The sequence below is a fragment of the Acinetobacter gandensis genome (assembly GCF_001678755.1).
GTDB classification, from domain to species: Bacteria; Pseudomonadota; Gammaproteobacteria; order Pseudomonadales; family Moraxellaceae; genus Acinetobacter; species Acinetobacter gandensis.
The window spans coordinates 1-22777 of sequence record NZ_LZDS01000001.1 but is presented as its reverse complement, the minus strand read 5'-3'; the positions used below and the strand labels follow the sequence as shown (position 1 = coordinate 22777).

Here is a 22777-nt window from a genome sequence, read left to right as displayed (position 1 = left end):
ATGAAATGAAAACAATAGATTGCTCTGTGGATAAGTTTGAGGATAACTGTGTGGAAAATGATCAGAAAAGCTTATCTGTACAGGGTTTGAGCACGACAGAGAAAAATTCATTAAAAAGCACGGTTTTAAGCGCTAAAAATGTGCTTGATCCGGCTGAAAATGACCTCGTTATGCCAGATTGGATCGCCTATTTACTGCAGCAATTTGCATCGGATATTAGCGATCAAGCCCAAGCCACGCAGTTAATTCAACAGTTAATGCAAGCAATTGAAAATGGCGACAGTTGTATTCAGATTAATACTGCACAAGTCAGTTGCTTAAAGCATTTGGCTCAGCCTGAAAGTATCGCCCTGAAACAACCGAGTCCTTTTGTTTATGATGATCAATACCTGTATTTATACCGTTATTGGTCACTTGAGTATGCTTTGGCAGTGCAAGTAAAACGGCTAAAACAACAGCCAACTCAAGCACTGGCTGCTGATATTGCGAAAGATTTATTAACAGATACGTTTCAGGTTCAAGCGCTGAATATGGTGTATCAGCAGCATTTAAATATTATTACCGGTGGGCCTGGTACAGGAAAAACCTATACCTTGGCACGTATTATTGCCGTATTAAATGAAGCCAATCCAACTTTACGTATTGCTATGGCAGCACCAACGGGTAAGGCCGCGCAGCGTATGGAAGAAGCCTTGCAAGCAGCATTTAAAGATCCTGCATTACAGCACTATTCAATATTAAAGAAAACCTTAAAGCCAGTGACCCTACATCGCTTACTCGGTTTAGGCACTCGTTATATCCCTCGCTTTAATGAACGTCAGCGCTTACCTTATGATGTGGTCGTGGTTGATGAAGCCTCAATGCTCGATTTAAGTTTGGCGCAAATGTTATTCGCTGCTGTACCAGATCAAGCCAAGCTCATATTACTGGGTGATGCGGAACAATTGGCTTCTGTGGATGTGGGTGCCGTGTTGGCAAATTTACAAGAGGTTGATGCCTTAGCAGAAAATCGCACTCATTTAAAAAACAGTCGCCGTTTTGTTTCAGATGCCGCCATTGGTAAGTTTGCAGCCTTTATTCAAAGGCAAGCTGAACAGCAAAGCACGACACAAGTCCTGACTCAATTTGAGCACGATGTGGTTAAGCCAAGTACATTGGTTCCTGTGCCGCTGCGCGCCGAAATGTCAGATGTGATTCAATTGGAATACTTACCCGAGGATACACAAGAGAATATCCAATGGGGCAAGTACTATGATCAGTTGATGTATGGCTTTCAGCCCTTTGTCGAGATTTTAAAGCAGGCACAGCAGCAAAAAGATCAATTTGATCAATGGCTAGAGCAAGTGATTCAAAATTTTGATCATTATCGTATTTTATCTGCGATTCGTTTTGGCAAGTTGGGCTTACATGAGCTTAATCAGCAAATTGAGCTGCGCGTATTGGATGCACTTGGGATATTAAAGCAAGGGGACTGGTATGTGGGGCGTCCTGTGATGATGACCTATAACGATTATCAACTCGGTCTGTCGAATGGTGATATTGGCATTTGTTTACAACGACCATCAGAAAATTCAGCCCAATTTGAAGTCTATTTTCCAAGTTTAAATAAGTGGGTCATGGCGACACGGTTACCTAAAAATATTGAAACTGCCTACGTACTTACCATTCATAAGTCGCAAGGTTCTGAATTTACCCATACAGCTGTGGTGCTAGAAAATCATGCCACAGCCATGATGAGTAAGGAGCTGATTTATACCGGGATCACGCGGGCGAAAAAAGTTGTCAGCCTTTTGGTTGCAAAAGAGGCTTTTGCAAAAGCGCTCACCAAACGTACAACACGGAGTAGCGGTCTTTTAGAAAAAATTAACAATCAGTTGTCTTTATAAAGTATAGGCAAAATGTATCGTGCTTTGTAAGAAAATGCTTACATTGATTCAGGAGATTTGCGCATGGAGCTTTTGTACTGTTTTTGAGAAGATGACTTCACACAAAAAGAACTCAACACGGACAGTTGAGTAAAATCGCATAAATATAATGATAACGTCAAAAGACAGCGAACTTACAGTGAAGTAAGGAAAGAGGAAACTTACAGCCGCTAAGCCTTGTAGTTTTGGGAGAGACTACAGGGCTTTTTTATGTCTGAAAATCGCGATATGTCTCAATGTAACATTGGTTTAATACTGTTTAAGTTTTGTACGAAATGGCTTACATATAGATACGTAAAATACGACTTTTAACTTCAAGGAGTTGTGGCAAAATCTACCACATAAGGAAGTGTGAGTTAAAACATGGAATGTTTAACATAAGGACGCGAAAAAGCGCCATATAAAACAATAAATAATAAAACAATAATTAAAAAAGAAGAAACTACAGCGCAAAAAAGCCCGAGCCTAGCTCGGGCTTTTTTTTAACCTGAGCCATTAGGAGTGGATATGGAGTTTAAGTGAGTAAAAAGAATTCACCATTAAATGGCAAAGTCTTTGGAGCGATATATTTTTTAATTCAGCTTAGAATAATATTTATATAAAAAACAATAAGAAAAGCTGATGTGGTGTGCAGAATAAATGACTCAAGCGCTGAGCCTAAATTTATAGGTGAAAATCCCTGTGCTGATGGTCATCTCTTTTTGCAATCAGACCCATTTTCCCTTAATATAATGCACTTGCTGTAGTGATGCACGGCAGTCAGCTGATTCATCAGTTGATTCGTATCAAATTTTAACCTTAAGCATCTCGGAGAAATCGAATGGCTTTAACTAACGCAGATCGCGCAGAGATCATCGCTAAATTTGCTCGCGCTGAAAACGACACTGGTTCACCAGAAGTTCAAGTAGCTCTTTTAACTGCTCAAATCAATGATTTACAAGGTCACTTCAAAGAGCACAAACACGACCATCATAGCCGTCGCGGTCTTATCCGTATGGTTAACCAACGTCGTAAGCTTCTTGACTACCTTAAAGGTAAAGACGCTACTCGTTACAGCGCTTTGATCGCTGCTTTAGGTTTACGTCGTTAATTCGATTTAAACTTTTATTTTCGGATTATTGCATGCTAAGTGCTGTATTACTGAAAACTAAAGTCTATCCAGCTTTGGCTGGATAATGGAGAAGGGGCGATGATTCGCTCCTTCTTTGTGTCTTAAATTCAAATTTTACTCTTTTTGGGTAATTAATTGTCTGGTGAGGTCGGCTTCTAAGCTTTGTCATTTAAAACTATGTTGTGAATGCCAAACCTTAGGGGTCTCCACTAGAATAATTGTTCAAAAGAACTAGGAAAAATAAAACATGTCGATGTTTAATATTATTCGTAAAGAATTCCAGTTTGGTCAGCACAATGTTGTGTTAGAAACTGGTCGTGTTGCACGTCAAGCAAACACAGTTGTGATTACTATGGGCGGCGTACAAGTCCTTGTTGCTGTTGTTGCTCAACCAAAAGCAAAAGCAGGTCAAGACTTCTTCCCATTGACTGTTAACTATCAAGAAAAACAATATGCAGCGGGTCGTATCCCAGGTGGTTACGGTAAACGTGAAGGCCGTGCGTCTGAAGCTGAAACTTTAATTTCACGCTTAATCGACCGTCCAATTCGTCCATTGTTCCCAGAAGGTTACTTCAACGAAATCCAGGTAACAGCAACTGTTATTTCTTCTGACAAAACGATGGATGCTGACATTGCTGCAATGTTGGGTACATCTGCTGCGTTATCGATTGCAGGTACGCCTTTCCGTGGTCCAATCGGTGGCGCGCGTGTTGGTTTGATCAACGGCGAATACATCCTTAACCCGAACCACGAACAGTTAAAAGAATCTGATCTTGACCTGGTTGTTGCAGGTACAGAATCAGCTGTATTGATGGTTGAATCTGAAGCGAAAGAACTTTCAGAAGACCAAATGCTTGGTGCTGTATTGTTCGGTCATGACGAAATGCAAATCGCGATCCAAGCGATCAAAGAATTTGCTGCAGCTGCTGGTGCGGTTGAGTCAACTTGGGTTGCTCCAGTTAAAAACGAAGAACTTCTTGGCAAATTAAAAGAAGCATTCGAAGCGAAAATTTCTGAAGCATACACTATCGCTGTTAAGCACGATCGTTATGCAGCCCTTGATGCACTTCAAGAAGAAGCTTTGGCTCAATTCGTTCCTGAAAATGACGAAACTGGCATTGCTGATGAAGTAAACGAATTATTTGAAGACCTTAAATACCGTACAGTTCGTGACAACATCTTGTCTGGTAAACCACGTATTGATGGTCGTGATACAAAAACTGTTCGTGCAATCGACGTACAAGTTGGCGTTCTAGACCGTGCTCACGGTTCTGCATTGTTCACTCGTGGTGAAACTCAAGCATTAGTAACGACTACACTTGGTAATACTCGTGATGCGTTAATGGTTGATACGCTTGCAGGTACTAAAACAGATAACTTCATGCTTCACTACAACTTCCCTGCATACTCAGTAGGTGAAACTGGTCGTGAATCTGGTCCTAAACGTCGTGAAATTGGTCACGGTCGTCTAGCACGTCGTGGTGTTCAAGCTGTTCTTCCTGCAGCTGACCGCTTCCCGTATGTCATCCGTATTGTATCTGACATTACTGAATCTAACGGTTCATCTTCAATGGCTTCTGTATGTGGTGCTTCTCTATCACTTATGGATGCAGGTGTTCCACTTAAAGCACCAGTTGCGGGTATCGCAATGGGTCTAGTGAAAGAAGGCGAGCGTTTCGCAGTGCTTTCTGACATCTTGGGTGACGAAGATCACCTTGGCGACATGGACTTTAAAGTAGCAGGTTCTGCAAACGGTATTACTGCACTTCAAATGGACATCAAGATCGAAGGTATTACTGAAGAGATCATGGAGTCTGCATTGAACCAAGCGTATGCTGGTCGTATGCACATCCTGAACGAAATGAACCAAGTGATTTCACGCGCTCGTCCTGAAATCTCTATGCACGCGCCTACATTCCAAGTGATTAACATCAATCCGGACAAAATCCGTGATGTCATTGGTAAAGGCGGCGCAACAATCCGTGCAATCACTGAAGAAACGAAAGCAGCGATTGATATTGAAGACAACGGTACAGTTCGCGTATTTGGTGAAACTAAAGCGGCTGCTTCTGCTGCTGTTGCGAAAATCCAAGCGCTTACTGCTGAAATCGAACCAGGTACAATCTACACTGGTAAAGTCATTCGTATTGTAGAATTCGGTGCGTTTGTAAACATCCTTCCTGGCACTGATGGTTTACTCCACATCTCTCAAATCTCTAACGAACGCATTGCGAACGTTTCAGACGTATTGTCTGAAGGTCAAGAAATCAAAGTTCAGGTTGCTGACGTTGATAACCGTGGCCGTATTAAATTGACTATGAAAGACATCGAACAAGCTTAATACTTTGAATGATGTTTAAAGTCTAAAAAAAGCCCTCTTTTGAGGGCTTTTTTTATGGCATTATGCAAATGTAAACACAATAAAAAATGAGTCATGCAAAGCTACTATTTTTTTCAGCATCCGACCGCTTCACATATTTATGTCCAAGACCAAGCGCAGCGCGAACAGCAAGCCGATCAAGAGCCAGAATTTATCTGGATTGATTGCACCCGTGAAGATGTGGTGAATCGACCAGAAGCTTGGCAAAATGAAATTTTTCAACAGTGCCAACTACGCGTCAATGAATACCATTTACGCGATATTTTAAATTTAGAACATCCATGTGCTTTTGATACTTTAGATGACTATGATCTGCTGATTTTTCGCAAAATGATTACGCCAGATGATCAAATCGTTGCTGGTGAACAAGCGCTAGAAAAGCATGAGCGAGTTTTTGGTTTAGCGACAACACCGATTAGTTTTATGCTGACCCCGCAAGTTTTAATTACCATTCGCGAAAAAGGCAATAAAGCCATTGAGAGTTATTTACAGCGAATTGAAACGTTGATTAGCCGACCGATAGATGAGCAAAATAAACCGCGAAAGCTGGCTACTACACCGCTCGATCTTGCGCTGCGATTACTCAACAATATGGTAGATGGTTATTTAGATTTACGTGTACCGCTCACGCGTCGTGTAGAGTTTTGGCAACAAGAACTATTGCAAGGACATCGACGTTTTACCAAGTGGCATCAATTGCTACAAGAAAATATGGCCTTTCAACAGGTCGAAAATCTGTGTGAAGAGCAGATCGAGACTTTACAAGAATTACGTGATGAAATTGTCGATAATTACCCGCATCTAAAGGGTAAAAAGCGTAGTGAAAAGCAGGACATTATGTTGGTACGCGTGGATGATTTGACCAGTCATATTGAACGAATTCAAAAACATACCACACGTTTACGCAGTGCAGTTCAGGCTGCAATCGATTTACACTTTTCGGCAGTGGCCAACCAAACCAATGAAAATATGCGGATTCTGGCGATTATTACCGCCATATTTGCACCACTGACTTTATTGACAGGTATTTATGGAATGAATTTTGAGTTTATTCCAGGCTTAAAATCACCGACAGGCTTTTGGTTGATGTTGGCTATCATGCTCATCACCACAATATTGCTGCTGTATTATTTCTATCGACGACATTTGGTTGGGCGTGGGGAAAAGAGCGTGATTGATATGTTGGCACAGCAACATGGCGATCAACATATGAATTTATTTTGGTTTATGGACTATGAACCCATTAAGCAGACGGTGAAGGGAACAGTGAAAGGCACGGTCAAGACCATGAAAGAAATTGAAAAGCTGACGAAAATAAAATGATTGTTCGTCAGCTTGCTGACTTGATTGAGTGCTTAATACATTTTTATTCTGCGCGAATCCATGTCGTACTTCGTCCTAGTGCAGACACACCAATATAGCCACGCATGGATAAACGTTTACCTGTGCTACTGAGTTTGGCCTTACCTTTATAGACATTCCCTGACAACGGGTCGAGTACGGTGCCACCGCTATATTCCAATGGGTTTTTGCTGTCTTGCTTAAAACCACGCATAATTTCTAAGCCGACGAGAGGTGTGTTTTTCAACTTGCCTTTACATTACATTTTACGCAAATTTCAACTAAGGGCTTATAGGGTAGCGGTCGGATCGCCGTTAGCTTCCCACTATAAGTTCCATCTGCATTTTTGACGACAGTGACATCACCTCGAGAATAGCCCGTTTGGTCATCAATTGTTTTCCATACCCAGTAATATCATTGGCCTGTAATAATCCACTGACACAGAGCAATGATCCAAACACGATACGACGTATTGACATGAATTCTTCCTTTTATATGTTTGTTCTTATTAAGTAAGGTTGGCAAGCAGCACAAGTGAATTCATCGTGACAACAGTCTCAGTAAGTACTGATTTTATCATGTCATATAGAATGGCCTGTGCCGCGCAAAACATGCATCATTTTGGGAACTCCTTCCTTTAAGCGCATGAATATTTAAGGTATATCATTATTTTCGCTACTTTTCAGTAAACGATAAATTTCATCTTTTAATTTCAGTTTTTTACGCTTAATACTCTCAATGTCACTGTTGTGATGATTCACAGGATCAAGCTCAAGCTGAATAATCTCACGATCTAATTCATCATGTTCTTCGAAGATTCGTGCGAAGTGAGGGTTTTCATCACGTAATTGTGTGACTAACTCTCGAAACTCTGGAAACATGTTTTTGACTTTTTTATTGCAATCTCTTGTTTTCATGATGGTCGACAGTTCTCTCTGCAGGTAAAAAAAGAAGAACGCCCTGCAATGCAGAGCATTCGTGTGGTTTCTTAGTGTGTTTGAAATTGTTGATGTTTTACTTGGCGACGTAATTGTTGTACTTCATCAATTAAGTCCAACATCATTGCGACGGCAGTGAAACTGGCATCGAAGTCGCGTTGTAGCCGGTACGCTCGCCGCGCTCTAGAAATATCATCACCAAAAAATTGATGAATACGTTCTTCGGAACGGCTAGGCAAAATATCGTATTCGAGTAGTTGGAGTACCCATTCAGGGCTTTGCCCACAGGCAGAGGCAAAGTGCTGTAGATCAAAACTCTTTTTCTCATCTACAATTTCAGTCTGTTTACAACCGTTACAGACAATTTCACGATAATGAATGGTGGTCATAACGCTCTCCTTAAGACTGTCTTGGGTTAAATGACGGAAAGGCCTCAGCAAATGCGCTATAGGCTTGTTGCTGTTGTTCAGTTTGGGCAGGAGGTATCACTATATTTAAGATCAGGTAAAGATGACCAGGTGTTTTATTTGGTATCCCTTTGTCTTTTAATCGTAGCTGCTGACCCTCACGTGCATTTTTAGGAATTTGGAGCTCGAGTGTTTTTTCATCGGGTGTCTGAATTTCAATTTTTTGCCCAAGTGCTGCTTCCCAGGGACTAATATTCAATTGTTGATAAATATCAGAACCTTCAACTCGAAGTTTTTCAGTGTGCTTATAGAGGATTTCAATATATAAATCGCCAGACGCGCCACCGTTGTAACCACTTTGACCTTGTCCAGCTAAACGAATCTGTTGACCCGATTTCATTCCCGCAGGAATTTTAACAGCCAAGGTTTTGCGCTGGACTTCTGGCTCACCATATGCATTCAAACTTGGAATTTGAAGTGTTATGGTCTGATTCGCACCATGATAGGCCACATCAATATCAACTTCTAAGCTAGCATGTTGGTCTTCACCACGGAAGCTCTGAGCTTGGCGTTGATTACGTTGATATTGATAATCTGCGCCACCAAAACCTTGGCCAAAGCGTCCAAAAATATCTTCAAAGCCACTGAAATCAGCACTTTGCCCCTGTGATCCCGCTTGGCGGTAAAATTGTGATTGATCAAAGCCCTGAGCGTTACTCGTGAAACCTTGTGGATGGTCAAGCTCAAAGTCATACTGCTTTTTCTTTTCAGCATCACTAAGTGTGTCATAGGCGACATTAATGGCTTGCATCCGCGCTTCGGCATCCGCTTCTTTACTGACATCAGGATGGTATTTCCGCGCCAGTTTGCGGTAGGCTTTCTTGATTTGATCGGTTGAAGCATCACGTGCTACACCGAGAGTTTGATAGTGATTGTCAGGCATACTCTCTGTATAAATATTGATCATGTTTTAATCAATATAAGAGGGTTCATCAAACTGCAACAGTCCATATTTGCAGCTTATTGTTTCAAAACATGACAACAAAAAAGCCCCGATACGGGGCCTTTTAAAATATTGTTTGAAATTAATATTTTACCCAAGTCACACTACGACCAATGACTGAAACCCCAACATATCCGCGTAAGGTTAAGTGACGACCGGTGGTACTGAGTCGTGCTTTACCTTTGTAAATCTTACCGCCAATCGGGTCGAGTACTTTACCATTTTGGTATTCACGCGGATTCTTAGGGTCTTGTTTAAAGTCCCATATAAAAGGTAAGCCGATAAATGGTTTATTCTTCAATTCACCAGGGCAGTTTGAGCAAATCACCATTTTATCTGTGCCCGGTACGTTGCGTGTGGTCACAATAACACCTTCATAGGTACCATCCGCTTTTTTACGAATTTCTACATCTGCACGTGAATAGCCTGTACGATCATCAACGGTTTTCCATTTACCGACTAAGGGATCATTTTCAGCAGCAATTGACAATGCTGACAGAGCAGAAAATACACAGCCTGCTAAAAATTGTTTATAGATTTTGTTCATTTCATCCCCTGAAAATTCAGTTTTATGTTTTTAGAGTAAGTCGCCTAATTTATATATAAAAATATATTAAATCAAATTGATAGGTGTGATTTAATTGGCATTATTTGGTTGAATATTGCAATAATATAGAGTTTTTGCTCGAATTTTTTTGCTAAAAAAGCCCTCAGACAAGAAGGCTTAATTAATTTTAGTTTTTGACCCAAGTGACATTTCGACCGAGCGATGAACCTTCTAAGCGACCATGGATCACCAGATGCTTACCATTACTCATTAAACGAGCACGCGCATGATATTGTTGTCCTGATTTTGGATCGAGTATGACGCCACCAACAAAGCTATTTTCTTGGCTTGGGTCAGCAGTAAGTCCTGTCATGGTGGTTAGACCGATCAGTGGCTGATTTTTTTGTGCTCCACTACATTTAGCACAGATATCGTAGTGGGTTGCACCTGGGATGTTACGGGTATTGATAATGGTTGCACTGTAGTGATTGTCTTTGTCTTTACGAATCACGACATCTGACAGTGAATATCCTGTCCGATCATCAATCGTTTTCCATGTACCAACTAAGGGATCACCTGCCGCAAATGTACTCAAACTTAAGGTTGTACATAGGCCAAAGAGGAGAGTGGAAATTTTGTGAGATGTCATCGGATGTACCCCATAAAGAAATGCCTAATAATATAAAGGCATAAAAAAATTATGGAATTAATATAGCCTGAATAATTTGAAAATTGCTACTCATCCTATGAGAAATTTAATTTATTTTTCACTCAATTGTTTTAATTAATTATTTAATTTCTATAAAAATATGAATTTAATCACACTAGTAATTTAGTCGGAATTTACCGCGTTTAGATTTAAGTGTGCCGTAGCTTCTTGCTCTGGAGTTCAAGTTGTTACGGCAATGAAAGCCTGAATAATGCAATTAATACTTATTCAATTCGTATCCATGACACTGTGCGTCCAAGTAGCGTTGTACCGACGTAGCCTCGGAGAGTCAGGACATTACCACGTGCATTGAGCTGGCCTTTACCTTGATACATATGGCCTGACAGTGGGTCGATGACTTTACCATTGATGTATTCGTTGTCCTTTTTACCACTAAGTTGGAAGCCCGATAAAATCGGTAAACCAAGTAAAGGCGCATTTTTCAATTTACCTTCGCATTTTTCACAATGACTGATTGCGGGGCGGTTGGGTATCGCATGTACTTTGGTGATTTTTCCGCTATAGCTACCATCTTTGAGTTTACTGATAAGCACTTCGGCACGGGCATAGCCCGTTTTATCATCAATCGTTTTCCATTTTCCAGCTAGATCTGCTGCTTGCACAGAGACTGTGCTTGAGAGTGCTAAACTGAAAAGTAGAGGGATCGTTCTCTTATCCATTTTATTGTCCATTTTTTTTGCTATTTTTTTAATTTTGAAATTCAGCATGTATTGATTTTAGTGCCTAAATTTCATGCGCGATTCTACAAGAATACATTTAGATATCAAGATCTGTTCGTCACTTTATGATTTAAGTAAATGGCATATGTATGGTCAACTTCTAGATGGATGACACTGTAGTCCATAAAGATGTGAAATAAAAAAACACCCCGAAGGGTGTTTTTTATTTGGACTGAGTAGGTGAATTAACTTAGATGTTCACCAAACAGAGATAAGGCTTCTTCGGCGGTAAAGGTGTACTTGGTGTTACAGAATTGGCAATCCATTTCAATTGGATTCTGATGTTCTAAGGTTTCACGTACAGCACTGACACCAATTTGTTCAAGCGCAGTGGCACAGCGCTCCTTCGAACAAGTACAACCAAATTTTAATGCTTCAACTTCAGGCAGACGAACTTCTTCTTCATTGTACAAACGGTATAAAATTTCGTTGGCTGGCAGGGTAGTCAATTCTTCCGCTTTTAGTGTTTCTGTCAACATGGTAAGACGAGGCCATAAGTCTTCGTCTACACGGCGTTGTTCTTCTTCACTGTTGCGAGGTAACAATTGAATTAATAAACCGCCAGCTAATGTGTTGTCACATGCCAAGACAATACGTGTCGGAATCTGCGCAGACAAATCGTAATATTGCATTAGGCAGCCAGCGAGTGTTGGCTTATCTAAAGGAACGATCCCTTGATAACGTTCACCAAATTCAGGTTCGATATTAATAAATAAAACTGGGTTTACCAATGATTTCAGCACAATACTGCTGTCATCTGCTGCTTGGAAATGAGGATCTTCTTCATAGTCTGCAAGGGCACGTACTTCACCAAGGTGATTACATTCAGCCATCGCCCATTTAAATGTATCAGCAGCTTGGATTTGCAAGCTAATACGACCTTTAATTTTGAGGGTACTTGCCAATAAAGCAGTTGCACAAAGCATTTCACCTAAAAGAACTTGAACCGCAGGTGCATAGTCACGTTGCGCAAAAATTGTATTCAAGGTTTCTTCAAGATGAACCACTTCACCACGTACAGGGCTATCTTCGATAAAAAAGCGTTGGCGTAAATCAGACATAAAATTCTCCATAACCCAGCATTAATGGTGACGATATTGTAAAACACAAGTCATTCATTATCATCTCTTGTGACGTCAATTCGGTGACGGTGTAAGCCACGCTGCAAATCTACACCTGTTGGCTGTTCACGAGCCAATGCATCACTTTCAAATAGATGTTCAAGCTCTGCTAACGCATTACGATGGGTTTCATAAATTTTCTGTTCATCAGTATAGAACTGTTGTTGCTGGGCTAATAGTTTGTCATCGTAATCACGGAATAATTCAATACTCTTATAGGCATCATCTTCACTGACCCCTAAATCACACAGCATGTGATAGGCCATGCCTAAAGATGATAAATAGGTTTCACGCCAAATATGTTCAATGCCTAAATCACGTAGCAGATGTACTTGATGACGGTCACGTGCACGAACCAAAAGTTTTAACTGCGGATAGTTGAGACGAATATGGCGTGCCACATTCATTGAATCTTCAATATCATCAATGGCAAGTACGAATATCTTGGCATGTTCAATGCCGGCAGCACGCAAAATGTCGGGCTGGGTGGCATCGCCATAATATAGGTGTCCGCCATAGTTTCGTACAAAATCGACTTTATCAAGATTACTGTCGATTGCGGTAAATGATAGGTGCTGTAAGTGGGCGACGCGGGCAATGATCTGACCAAAACGACCAAATCCTGCGATGATAACAGGATTATGTTCATCTGGAATTTCATCGTATTCAGGTACGGTTTTAGTACTAAAACGCGGCAGAATTTGTGATTGCATGAGCCAATAGAGCATTGGCGTTAGCACCATCGACAAGGTCACGATCAAGGTTATGGGCTGCAAAATGGCTTGCTGAATCACGTTTTCACTTTTTGCCACGCTCAGCACGACAAAAGCAAATTCACCGCCTTGTGCTAAACATGTTGCCAACAATAAACTGTTGCGCCATGAATTTTTCAAATAACGGGCAATGGCAGTCAGTGAAATCATTTTGATGAGCAGTAAAGCCAGCGTCCCCCCAATAATCAACCAAGGCATATCGATAAATAAAGATAATTCAGTGGTCATACCAACGGTCATAAAAAATAGACCGAGTAGCAAGCCTTTAAAGGGCGCAATACTGGCCTCTAGTTCGTGGCGGAATTCTGAGTCCGCAAGTAACACACCTGTGAGGAAAGCACCCAGTGTGGTACTGATGCCAAGTACATCCATCAGACCGACCACAGCCAAAACAATGAACAAGCCGACGGCAGTGATCAGTTCATGTGCGCCACTTTTAGCCACAAAGCGAAAGAATGGGCGCATCAGATAACGGCTAAACAAAAACAAGCCACTAAAGGTGGCAATAATCGCTGCAAAATAGGCGATGCCGTGATGGGATGATTCTGTGCCTGCCAATAGTGGAATTACAGCAATTAAGGGAATTGCCGCCATATCTTGAAACAGCAAAATCGAAAATGATTGCTGCCCGTAGGTGGTATTGAGTTGTTGTTTTTCACTCAGCATTTGTAGAACAAAAGCGGTGGACGACAGTGCTAATGCAAAACCAATCACTACACTCGCGGCAATACCTTGCTGTAAGGCAAAGAAACTCACCACTGCAAGTACAATACCGGTAATACCGACTTGTAAACTGCCCATACCAAAAATTGCGCTGCGCATACTCCACAAGCGTTGCGGGCGTAGTTCTAAGCCAATCAAGAACATCAACAAAATCACCCCAAATTCGGCCAGTTCTTGAATAGCTTCAGGGTCACTTGCTATGTTAAATACATCGGGGCCGAGCAAAATACCAGTAAACAGATAACCTAATACGGTGGCGATCCCGAAACGCTTGAGTAAGGGAACAAGCAGTAGGGAGGCGCCAAGGAAAATTGTAATCTGTAACAGTTGAGACATTTGCCAGTCCTAGGGTCATGTGTAGCAGCTTTTATCAGCTCAGTATGACTGAACTGATGTTTATTCAGTGTACTCGTTTAGCTCAGTTCTTGTGGGTCTATATCTAAACTGAGCTTCATGTTTGATGGCTTGTTATGCAATAGGTTTTGCCACCAATAGCGTAAGTAATAGTGTAGGCGCGCACGGTCTTGCGACAAAAGCACCATATGTGCTTGATAGCGCCCAGCTTTGCGTTCCATAGGTGCAGGAATGGGGCCCCAAATATCGATGATATTGTCCGAATCTTGACGTAGCTGTTGGGCATGTTGCTGTAAAAAATCCGTATTCACTTGTTGATCTTTGGACTCACAGCGAATCAAGGCGGCATAACGAAATGGGGGCATCAAGGCCATTTCCCGTTCTTTCATTGTTTCCTGTGCAAATTTGCGATAATCCTCGTTAACCAGTGTGTTGAGTAAGGGATGCTCGGGTCTTAATGTTTGTAGGAATACATCGCCTTTACGTTCGCCACGGCCAGCACGCCCTGTGACTTGCACAATCAGTTGAGCGGTACGTTCAATCGCACGGAAGTCTACGCTGAGTAGACCTGAGTCTATATCTAAAATTGCTACCAACGTCACATAAGGGAAATGATGACCTTTGGCCAGCATTTGCGTACCAAGCAAAATAGCAGGCTCACTTTTTTGAATTTTGTCATAAATCTTTTGCCAACTACCAACGCGGCTGGTCGAGTCGCGATCCACGCGAATGACTTCATGTTCAGGAAACAGCTCATTTAAACTTTCTTCAACTTTAGCTGTGCCCATCCCAATAGATTTGAGCTCCTGATGATTACACTGTGGACAGTGATCTGGCATACGGTGAATGGTGCCGCAGTGATGACAATGTAAATGTTGATAGGGCGTACGGTGAACCGTGAAATTGGCATCGCAATGTGGGCATTTGGCTTGCCACGCACAACTTTCACAAATCAGTACAGGTGCATAACCACGGCGGTTTAAAAACACCAATACTTGCTCTTTTTTCTCAAGACGTTTACGGATTTCACCAATCAAAAGTTGGCTAATGCCATGCTGTTTTTGCGCAACTTTCAAATCTAATATATGCATTTTGGGCATCACTGCGGTGCCTGCACGTTGATTGAGTTCCAAAATTGTCATCTTGCCTTGTTTGGCAAGGGCATAGCATTCAATACTAGGTGTGGCAGAGCCTAGAATGACAGGGCATTGCTCTAAATGCCCACGGAACAAAGCAACATCGCGTGCGTGGTAGCGGAAGCCTTCTTGTTGTTTAAAGGAAAGGTCGTGCTCTTCATCGAGTACAATCAAACCTAGATTTGGCAGCGGCGTATAAATGGCTGAACGTGTACCCAAAATAATAGAGGCTTTACCCGTTTGTGCGGCTTGCCATGCTTGCATACGTTTTGAATCGTTTAGCCCCGAATGTAATAAGGCAATATTGCAGTGGAAGCGGGACTGAAAGCGGCTAATCGTCTGTGGAGTAAGTCCAATCTCAGGAACTAAAACCAAGACCTGTTTTCCTTGTTTTAGTACCTCTTGCATAATCTGTAGATAAACTTCAGTTTTACCACTGCCGGTTAAGCCATCGAGCAGGAAGGCCTGATATTTTTTACGTGCTTTTAATACGGTATCAATGGCTTTTTTTTGGTCAGGGTTTGCCGTAAGTGGCATTTGCGCCATGCTCATCGGCATCGGGCTAAAGTCTTGTTCTGCTAATACACATTCGCAGATGCCTTTTTTCTCTAAGGCTTTGAGTGTTACTGTTTCCACACCTGACAGATTTAAAAGATTTTCACCTGTGCCTGTGGGATGTAATTTTAGTATTTTATACGCTTCTTGCTGACGCTCTGAACGTTTAATTTTGGCTTCAGCATTATGGTCAATCAGGTTCCATGTCCGTGCCAATAAGTTATAAGGTTTGCCTTGGCGCAGCAGCGTCGGTAAGGCACTTTGCATCACCTCACCAACTGGAAACTGGTAATACTGCGCTGACCATGTCAATAAACTTAAAACTTTCTCATCTAATATTGCTTGGTCATCGAGTAATTCTGTAATGGCTTTGAGTTTAAAGCTGGAATCAAGCGGGGCATCGGGTGCAATTTTTTCAACAATAATGCCAGTCAAATTTTGTCGACCAAATGACACAGCGACACGTGCACCAACCTGTGCATGTTGATATTGCTCTTGACTTAAGCTGTAATCAAAACAGTCATACAGATAAACCGGAACAGCAACACGGATACGGTAAATAGGCTGAGAAATGTTCGCTGAATTTGACATAAAACGTGGATAAGTTCCTGATTAAATTTCGTCGAGATCGTAAAAGAGTTGTGTTAGAGTGAGCTCATATTTTATATCTAAGAATATGAATGATTTTGATGGTCAGACGCAACTGCGCTGATGGATATTTTGGAAAATTAGAGCATTACAATGCCTGCATATCAGTTTACCGCCATAGATGCTTCAGGGAAGCAGCAGAAGGGTGTGCTTGAGGGTGATTCTGCACGACAAATTCGTCAGCAACTTCGAGACCAGTCGCTTATACCCGTTGCTGTCGATCCAATTGAGCAAAAAGACAAACATCATCAGCAAGGTTGGTTTCAAAAGGGTCTAACCGCCTATGATTTGGCGTTGTTGACTCGTCAACTTTCTGTGTTAGTGGCAGCTGCAATTCCTTTAGAAGAAGCAATTCGTGCTGTAGGCAAGCAAAACGAAAAAGCCCATGTGCAAAATTTATTAATGTCGGTTCGTTCGAAAGTACTCGAAGGTCATTCATTGGCCAATGCACTACAACAGGCAGGGCGCTTTCCAGATCTTTATATTGCCACCATTGCCGCAGGCGAACGTTCAGGGCATCTTGATTTAATTTTAGACCAACTTGCGGATTACACTGAAAACCGCTTCGCCATGCAAAAGAAAGTGCAAGGCGCGATGATCTATCCCATTATTCTAATGTTGATGTCTTTCGGTATTGTGATGGGTCTCATGACCTATGTTGTACCTGATATTGTCAAAACATTTGATCAAAGCAAAGATACCTTACCATGGATTACCGTGGCGTTAATGAAAGCCAGCGATTTCATTCGCATGGCCTGGCCATTTTTATTGGTGGGTAGTGTGCTGGGTATTTTTCTGTTGGTACGTTTTTTAAGAACAGCAGCAGGGCACTATGCCTTTGATCGACTGACCTTAAAATTACCATTATTTTCTAAATTGTCGAAAGGGATTAACGCGGCACGTTTTGCCAGTACGTTGTCTATTTTAACCAAGTCGGGCGTTCCGCTGGTCGATGCACTGAAGATTGGTGCAGCCGTCAGTAATAACTGGGTGATTCGAGACTCTGTCAATTTAGCTGCAGAGAAAGTAACTGAAGGTGGTAATTTGGCAACACAGCTTGAGCGAAGTGGTTATTTTCCACCGATGATGGTACAAATGATCAAAAGTGGCGAAAGTTCAGGCGAATTGGATCGTATGCTCGAACGTGCATCCACCATGCAAGATCGCGAAGTCACAACCCTGATTTCAACCTTATTGGCACTTTTGGAACCATTGATGTTGGTGTTTATGGCCAGCATTGTTTTGGTGATTGTGATTGCAGTGATGCTTCCAATCGTAAACATGAACAATATGATTTAGAGCTTGCTTAAACAGAGATATGTAACATGCAGCAGAAGATTAAAAATATGAAGCAACAAGGTTTTACGTTAATTGAAGTCATGGTGGTGATCGTCATTTTAGGCGTTTTAGCTGCATTGATTGTTCCAAATGTGATGGGCCGTGGTGAAAAAGCCAAAGTCGATACCTCTGTCATTACCTTGAAGTCTGTTGCAGGGGCGTTGGATCAGTACAAAATGGATAATGGTAAATTTCCATCGATGCAAGATGGTGGTTTAAATGCCTTAATTACCAAACCAGAGTCTGCAAAAAATTGGTTACCAGGTGGCTATGTTAAAGGTGGCTACCCGAAAGACAGTTGGGATAACGATATCCAATATGTGATTCCGGGATCGGAAGGTCGCCCATATGATCTTTATTCGTTTGGTGCAGATGGTCAATCCGGTGGTACCGATAATGATGCAGATATTTTCTATAAGCATTAATTGAGAATAATTATAGATTCAGGTTTTATGGATTTAATCACTTCACTTAATTGGTTGATTCAATTTTGAGTGAAGTGATAATAAATCTTAATTATACTTATAATGTTAAATTATTGAATTTTATTAAAATAATATAATAACTTAAAGTTGATATTTATAATAAGAATTATTCCCAATTTTATTGATTACAATTATCGTAAAATATGGAGAAATATGGACTTTTCATTTAAATAAAACCACGCATAATATCTCTTATGGTACTTATTTAGCCATGGAGGATAGAATGAAAGCATTATTGTTAACGGATGAAATCAACCAGTTTCATTGGTCAATGCTGAAATCTGTTCTTTTGATTTTAAGCATATTGCCGTTGAGCCAAGGCATTGTTCATTTGTGGCAAAGCACAGAGGGCAGTAGCCAAATTATGGTGGGCTTTTTTGCAATTAGTCTCATGAGCTCATTACTGGCTTTAAGTTTTTGGTCTGCGCTAAAAGCAACAGTTGCGACACTGAATGAACAGCACCATTCTGCGCTTGAACAAGTTATTGTTCGTATTTACAGATATATTCCTATGTTATCACTTGCAGCAATGATGTCGTATTTAGTCACTCAATTTTAAATTCAGCATTGCACCAGTCTTAAGTATTGACCCGTTTAAAAACCAGAGATCGCTCTGGTTTTTTTATGCCAATTAAAAGCTCTATTCAATTTAATATTTTGTTTCAAAGGTGCGATGACGAACCGCTGTTTGTCTGTATTGAAGGATGCTTTGTCTATGCTTATGGATGGCGTTGAATTTATTCACACTTATACTGTTCCATCACAATAATAAACAGTGCGTGGATCTGATGGAAACAATAGATTGGCAGGATTTTTTTAAAGTTGAGCTTCGTGTAGGGCGCATTGTGCAAGCTGAGGTTTTTGAGCAAGCGCGTAAAGCTGCATATATTTTGCATGTCGACTTTGGAGAAGTTATCGGGATTAAAAAATCCAGTGCGCAAATTACGCAGTTATATCAGCCTGAACAATTGATTGGGAAATTGGTGGTCGCAGTGATTAATTTTCCTAAAAAACAAATTGGGCCAATTCAGTCCGAATGTTTAGTCACAGGTTTTCATAATATGGATGGTCATGTGGCGCTTTGTGTGCCCGATCAAGATGTTCCCTTAGGTGCGAAATTACTTTGAAACCTATAGTTTTGAATAAATGAATAAAAAAACCGAGCATCTGCTCGCTTTTTTTATTCATTTATGGCTTATTAAACAAATAAGCTTTCACATAATGATTAACGACGTGATTTGAAAGATACATCTACTTTACGTGGACGGTATATCCAGCCAAGTACCAATAAAAGTAATGAGAAAATCAGCACTGGCCAATCACTTAAGCGGGTATAAAGCGTCTCACCTTGCATTGCAGGAAGTTCACCGCGTAATACCGCATCTTTATCCATTGGTGCGCGTTTTACGATATGGCCATTATGATCGATAAAAGCGGTAATACCCGTATTGGTAGCACGAATAAACCAACGGCCATTTTCTTTGGCACGCATTTGTACCATTTGTAAGTGTTGATGTGGACTTGCTGTGCCCGTAAACCATGCATCATTTGAGATGGTAACAAGGAAATCGCTCTGACTTGCATTACGACGCGTTAAGTTTGGATAGGCCACTTCATAGCAGATCGCTGTACCTAAATCATGACCTTTTACCTGTAATGGCTTTTGATCAATCGCACCGCGCGAAAATCCACTCATAGATGGATCATTTTGCAATGCAGGTAAAACCCAGCTCAACATACCAGAGAGGGGAATATATTCACCAAAAGGCACGAGACGCTGTTTTTTGTATAGACCAGAAGCTTCATCACCAGTGGCTAAAATACTGTTGTAGTACATTGGGTGATTATTTTGCTGCGATTCAGCCAAATCCCAATAAGGAATGCCTGTCACCCATGCTGTCCCCGTTTTAGTTGCTTGCATATTCATTGCATCTAAAAACGGTTCAATGTCGGTTTGGAACATTGGAATAGAGGATTCAGGCCAAACGATTAGGTCTCGGCCCCATTCAGTACGGCTGAGTGAAGCATATTTAATTAAGGTGTCAGTTTGCTTCTCAATGAGCCATTTTTCATCTTGTGGGATGTTACCTTGAATTAAGGATACGCTGAGTGGTTTTTCAGCTTTTGGTTGCACAAATTTCAGTTGTGCTGCACCCCATGCCCCTAAAAGTACAATGGCAGAAGGCACAATCCAAAAGATACGTTTACGTAAAATTTCAACCAATGCGCAGGCTAAAAGGATGACGACAAATGAAACGCCGAAAATCCCGAATAAGGGCGCATAGCCATCAAGAAAACGTTCAGTAAAAGCATAGCCTGCAAATAGCCAAGGGAAGCCAGTAAAGACCCAAGTTTTACTCCACTCAAAGAATACCCAGAGTGGTGCAAAGGTCAGCGGAGTTTCAGGGAAAAAACGGCGATAAACCCAAGTTTGCACTGCGGTGAATAGCCCCATAACCAATGCCATGATCGCAATCATCAAGACGCTTAGAATGGAATTGGTATCGCCATACACATGTATGGATGTATAAAGCCAAAAAGCACCGACAAACCACAGTCCAAAGCCATAAGCTAAGCCGATGAAAAAGGACTGTTTTGCTGTTCGTTTACTGAGGCAAGCATACAGTAGGGCAGGCGACAGAATTGCCAACCACCAATAATGATAAGGTGCCAGCGACAAGCTGAAGATGGCACCTGAAAATAAAGAAATAAGTAAAGGGTAGATGATGGGCAGCTGTTTTTTTTGTTGTGATGAGTTTAACAGCTTATCAAAATAGGTTCTCATTTACGGACAGCTCGGATCAGATGAATAGTTCGTGCATCTGCTTCCAAAATGGTAAATTCCCAATTTTCAAGTTCAATCACTTGACCTTGTAAATCACTCACGAGACCCATTTCTTGAAGCAGTAAGCCGCCCACAGTTTCTACTTCATCATCAGAAAATTCAGCATCTAAAACATTGTTGAAATGTTCGATTGGTGTAAGTGCTTGAACTAACCATGTGTTTGCACTGAGTGGATCATCGTCAGGAATAATGAATTGGGCTTCTTCATCAACTTTGTCGTGTTCATCTTCAATTTCACCGACAATTTCTTCCAAAATGTCTTCTAAAGTCACCAGTCCTGAAGTTGTACCATATTCATCAATAACAACAGCAATATGAGTTTGAGTATTTTTCAACATACGTAAAACTTGGTCAGAACGAGCACTTTCAGGGACAAATAAGGGTTGGCGCATCAGGGCGCGAATATCCACTTTGGTGGTGGGTTCGGTCAAAAATGGCAATAAATCTTTGGCTAACAGGATGCCGACAACATTGTCGGGTTGATCTGCAGAGAACACGGGAAAACGAGAGTGTGCTGATTCTACGAGGACGTGCAAAATGTCGAGTAGTTGATCATCTTCTTGTAAGCTGATCATTGCCGTGCGCGGCGTCATCACTTCACGAATTTTTGTTGCTGGTAAATCCAGTACGCCTTCAAGCATTGCCACCGTATCGGGTTCTAAAAAGCGACGTGAATCTTGTACCAATTTTAACAGTTCGTCACGGGTTTCTGGTGCAGTACCCAGCCATTTACGTAAGCCGCGCATGCCCCACGACGGGCCTGATTCCTCTTGCATGATCTTTCCTGAAGACTCTTACTATCTAAAAATTATGATTTTATCATACCGTAGTCTAGACAGTTGTCTATCTATTAATGTGTGAAATCTATTTACCCATCGTTCATATTTAATTTATGTGATTGAGGTTGAGTTGTACTATTTTTTGAATGTTGTAAATCCTCTCAGCTTGATCGGAAAAAATAAATGGAAACGGTTATAATCATGACCTAATAAAGTTTTGGTTTTGTATACATGTCTGAATTTGGTGAAGTTAAAACTCAATTAAATACGCGTGGTTTACGCTGTCCTGAACCTGTAATGATGTTGCATCAAGCGATTCGTAAATCTAAATCAGGTGATATTGTTGAAGTTTTTGCGACTGATAATTCAACATCATGGGATATTCCAAAGTTTTGTATGCATTTAGGACATGAGCTTTTACTTCAAGAAGAATATCTTGACGAAAATGGCAATAAAGAATTTCATTATTTGGTGCAAAAAGGATAATGAGTACTCTACAGCTTGTTCTATAGTGGCTTGAGCAAGCTGATCCAGTTACATAAGACTAGAAAAATCGCAGACTAGATGCGCTTCGTGGCTGTTATAATTTTGCCGCAATAATCATGAATAACTATTAAATTTTTTAATTTTTACTATGCTAAATACAATTACTAATATTTTGGATCAGTTAGGCTTATCTGCCCAAAAACGCGCTATTCATGTTCAATTTTCCAATCCTGCTTTGAACGCAGAGATTTTTATTCAACGTATTGATGGGGAGCATGTATTGAATCAAGGCGTGCAAGCGACTTTGATTTGCCTATCCACCAATGCCCTTATTCCATTAAAACAATTTATTGGCGCACAAGTCGCAGTTGATCAAGTGACCGATCAAGGCGAACTCTTTCGTACCACGGGTATTATTACTGAAGCCACCCAA

At 41.1% G+C, this 22777-nt stretch carries 22 protein-coding genes and 1 pseudogene; 10 read left to right on the top strand and 13 right to left on the bottom strand.

All coding sequences use genetic code 11. The annotated features are described in order from the left end of the window. The first annotated feature begins 170 nt into the window (after positions 1-170). From recD to A9J31_RS00095, 4 genes are all read left to right on the top strand, one after another. Positions 171-1886 carry an exodeoxyribonuclease V subunit alpha gene (recD, locus tag A9J31_RS00110; protein WP_213029707.1) on the top strand — a complete coding sequence of 572 codons (1716 nt, stop codon included), beginning with the start codon at positions 171-173 and terminating at the stop codon, positions 1884-1886. Between the two features lie 859 nt (positions 1887-2745). Continuing rightward, complete coding sequence (gene rpsO, locus A9J31_RS00105) at positions 2746-3015, top strand: 30S ribosomal protein S15 (RefSeq protein ID WP_067761248.1); 270 nt, start codon at positions 2746-2748, stop codon at positions 3013-3015. Between the two features lie 274 nt (positions 3016-3289). Then, entirely contained in the window at positions 3290-5377 is a 2088-nt protein-coding gene (gene pnp, locus A9J31_RS00100) for a polyribonucleotide nucleotidyltransferase (RefSeq protein ID WP_171256641.1), read from the top strand. A 93-nt stretch (positions 5378-5470) separates the two neighbouring features. Continuing rightward, a complete protein-coding gene (locus tag A9J31_RS00095; protein ID WP_067761242.1) occupies positions 5471-6739 on the top strand; it encodes a magnesium transporter CorA family protein in 1269 nt (422 codons plus the stop codon). 43 nt (positions 6740-6782) lie between these two features. Here A9J31_RS00095 and A9J31_RS15790 read toward each other — a convergent pair whose 3' ends face one another. From A9J31_RS15790 to A9J31_RS00045, 11 genes are all read right to left on the bottom strand, one after another. Beyond that, positions 6783-7004: a DUF2147 domain-containing protein gene (locus tag A9J31_RS15790; protein ID WP_245668183.1), complete on the bottom strand. Its 222-nt coding sequence runs from the start codon at positions 7002-7004 to the stop codon at positions 6783-6785. Between the two features lie 67 nt (positions 7005-7071). Continuing rightward, positions 7072-7236, bottom strand: coding sequence for a hypothetical protein (locus A9J31_RS15785; protein ID WP_245668182.1), 165 nt, complete (start codon positions 7234-7236; stop codon positions 7072-7074). Between the two features lie 174 nt (positions 7237-7410). Then, on the bottom strand, positions 7411-7674 hold the full coding sequence (locus A9J31_RS00085) for an HP1242/YdcH family protein (protein WP_067761239.1): 264 nt from the start codon (positions 7672-7674) through the stop codon (positions 7411-7413). Positions 7675-7745: 71 nt separating this feature from the next. After that, positions 7746-8084: a chaperone modulator CbpM gene (locus A9J31_RS00080; protein WP_067761235.1), complete on the bottom strand. Its 339-nt coding sequence runs from the start codon at positions 8082-8084 to the stop codon at positions 7746-7748. A gap of 10 nt (positions 8085-8094) precedes the next feature. Then, positions 8095-9045 (bottom strand): DnaJ C-terminal domain-containing protein, encoded by a 951-nt coding sequence (locus tag A9J31_RS00075; protein ID WP_067761813.1) that lies wholly within the window; start codon positions 9043-9045, stop codon positions 8095-8097. 142 nt (positions 9046-9187) lie between these two features. Continuing rightward, positions 9188-9652: a DUF2147 domain-containing protein gene (locus A9J31_RS00070; protein WP_067761230.1), complete on the bottom strand. Its 465-nt coding sequence runs from the start codon at positions 9650-9652 to the stop codon at positions 9188-9190. Between the two features lie 187 nt (positions 9653-9839). Further along, positions 9840-10301 carry a DUF2147 domain-containing protein gene (locus A9J31_RS00065; protein WP_067761227.1) on the bottom strand — a complete coding sequence of 154 codons (462 nt, stop codon included), beginning with the start codon at positions 10299-10301 and terminating at the stop codon, positions 9840-9842. 284 nt (positions 10302-10585) lie between these two features. Continuing rightward, positions 10586-11041 carry a DUF2147 domain-containing protein gene (locus A9J31_RS00060; protein WP_067761811.1) on the bottom strand — a complete coding sequence of 152 codons (456 nt, stop codon included), beginning with the start codon at positions 11039-11041 and terminating at the stop codon, positions 10586-10588. Positions 11042-11286: 245 nt separating this feature from the next. Next, entirely contained in the window at positions 11287-12162 is an 876-nt protein-coding gene (hslO, locus tag A9J31_RS00055) for an Hsp33 family molecular chaperone HslO (RefSeq protein ID WP_067761220.1), read from the bottom strand. 50 nt (positions 12163-12212) lie between these two features. Further along, positions 12213-14054 carry a monovalent cation:proton antiporter-2 (CPA2) family protein gene (locus tag A9J31_RS00050; protein WP_067761218.1) on the bottom strand — a complete coding sequence of 614 codons (1842 nt, stop codon included), beginning with the start codon at positions 14052-14054 and terminating at the stop codon, positions 12213-12215. A 77-nt stretch (positions 14055-14131) separates the two neighbouring features. Beyond that, positions 14132-16354, bottom strand: a complete 2223-nt coding sequence (locus tag A9J31_RS00045) for a primosomal protein N' (protein WP_067761217.1) — start codon at positions 16352-16354, stop codon at positions 14132-14134. A gap of 150 nt (positions 16355-16504) precedes the next feature. Between A9J31_RS00045 and gspF the strand changes: the two genes are divergently transcribed. The 4 genes from gspF (at position 16505) to A9J31_RS00025 (ending at position 19361) form a co-directional block, all read left to right on the top strand. After that, entirely contained in the window at positions 16505-17710 is a 1206-nt protein-coding gene (gene gspF / locus A9J31_RS00040) for a type II secretion system inner membrane protein GspF (protein ID WP_067761214.1), read from the top strand. A gap of 26 nt (positions 17711-17736) precedes the next feature. Continuing rightward, positions 17737-18174 carry a type II secretion system major pseudopilin GspG gene (gspG, locus tag A9J31_RS00035; protein WP_067761211.1) on the top strand — a complete coding sequence of 146 codons (438 nt, stop codon included), beginning with the start codon at positions 17737-17739 and terminating at the stop codon, positions 18172-18174. A gap of 283 nt (positions 18175-18457) precedes the next feature. Continuing rightward, positions 18458-18793 (top strand): hypothetical protein, encoded by a 336-nt coding sequence (locus A9J31_RS00030; protein WP_067761210.1) that lies wholly within the window; start codon positions 18458-18460, stop codon positions 18791-18793. Between the two features lie 229 nt (positions 18794-19022). After that, the gene (locus A9J31_RS00025; protein ID WP_067761208.1) at positions 19023-19361 is read left to right on the top strand and encodes a tRNA-binding protein; all 339 of its coding nucleotides are present in this window, start codon (positions 19023-19025) and stop codon (positions 19359-19361) included. Positions 19362-19459: 98 nt separating this feature from the next. Here A9J31_RS00025 and lnt read toward each other — a convergent pair whose 3' ends face one another. Together lnt and A9J31_RS00015 are read right to left on the bottom strand one after the other, a co-directional pair. After that, on the bottom strand, positions 19460-21019 hold the full coding sequence (gene lnt, locus A9J31_RS00020) for an apolipoprotein N-acyltransferase (protein WP_067761206.1): 1560 nt from the start codon (positions 21017-21019) through the stop codon (positions 19460-19462). Next, complete coding sequence (locus A9J31_RS00015) at positions 21016-21855, bottom strand: CorC family transporter (RefSeq protein ID WP_067761204.1); 840 nt, start codon at positions 21853-21855, stop codon at positions 21016-21018. The genes lnt and A9J31_RS00015 overlap by 4 nt, the downstream gene beginning before the upstream one ends. A gap of 234 nt (positions 21856-22089) precedes the next feature. Here A9J31_RS00015 and tusA point away from each other — a divergent pair, with 234 nt between their 5' ends. Then, positions 22090-22344 (top strand): sulfurtransferase TusA, encoded by a 255-nt coding sequence (gene tusA, locus A9J31_RS00010; protein WP_067761197.1) that lies wholly within the window; start codon positions 22090-22092, stop codon positions 22342-22344. A 148-nt stretch (positions 22345-22492) separates the two neighbouring features. Next, positions 22493-22777: pseudogene (locus A9J31_RS00005) on the top strand (phage late control D family protein); the annotation flags it as partial.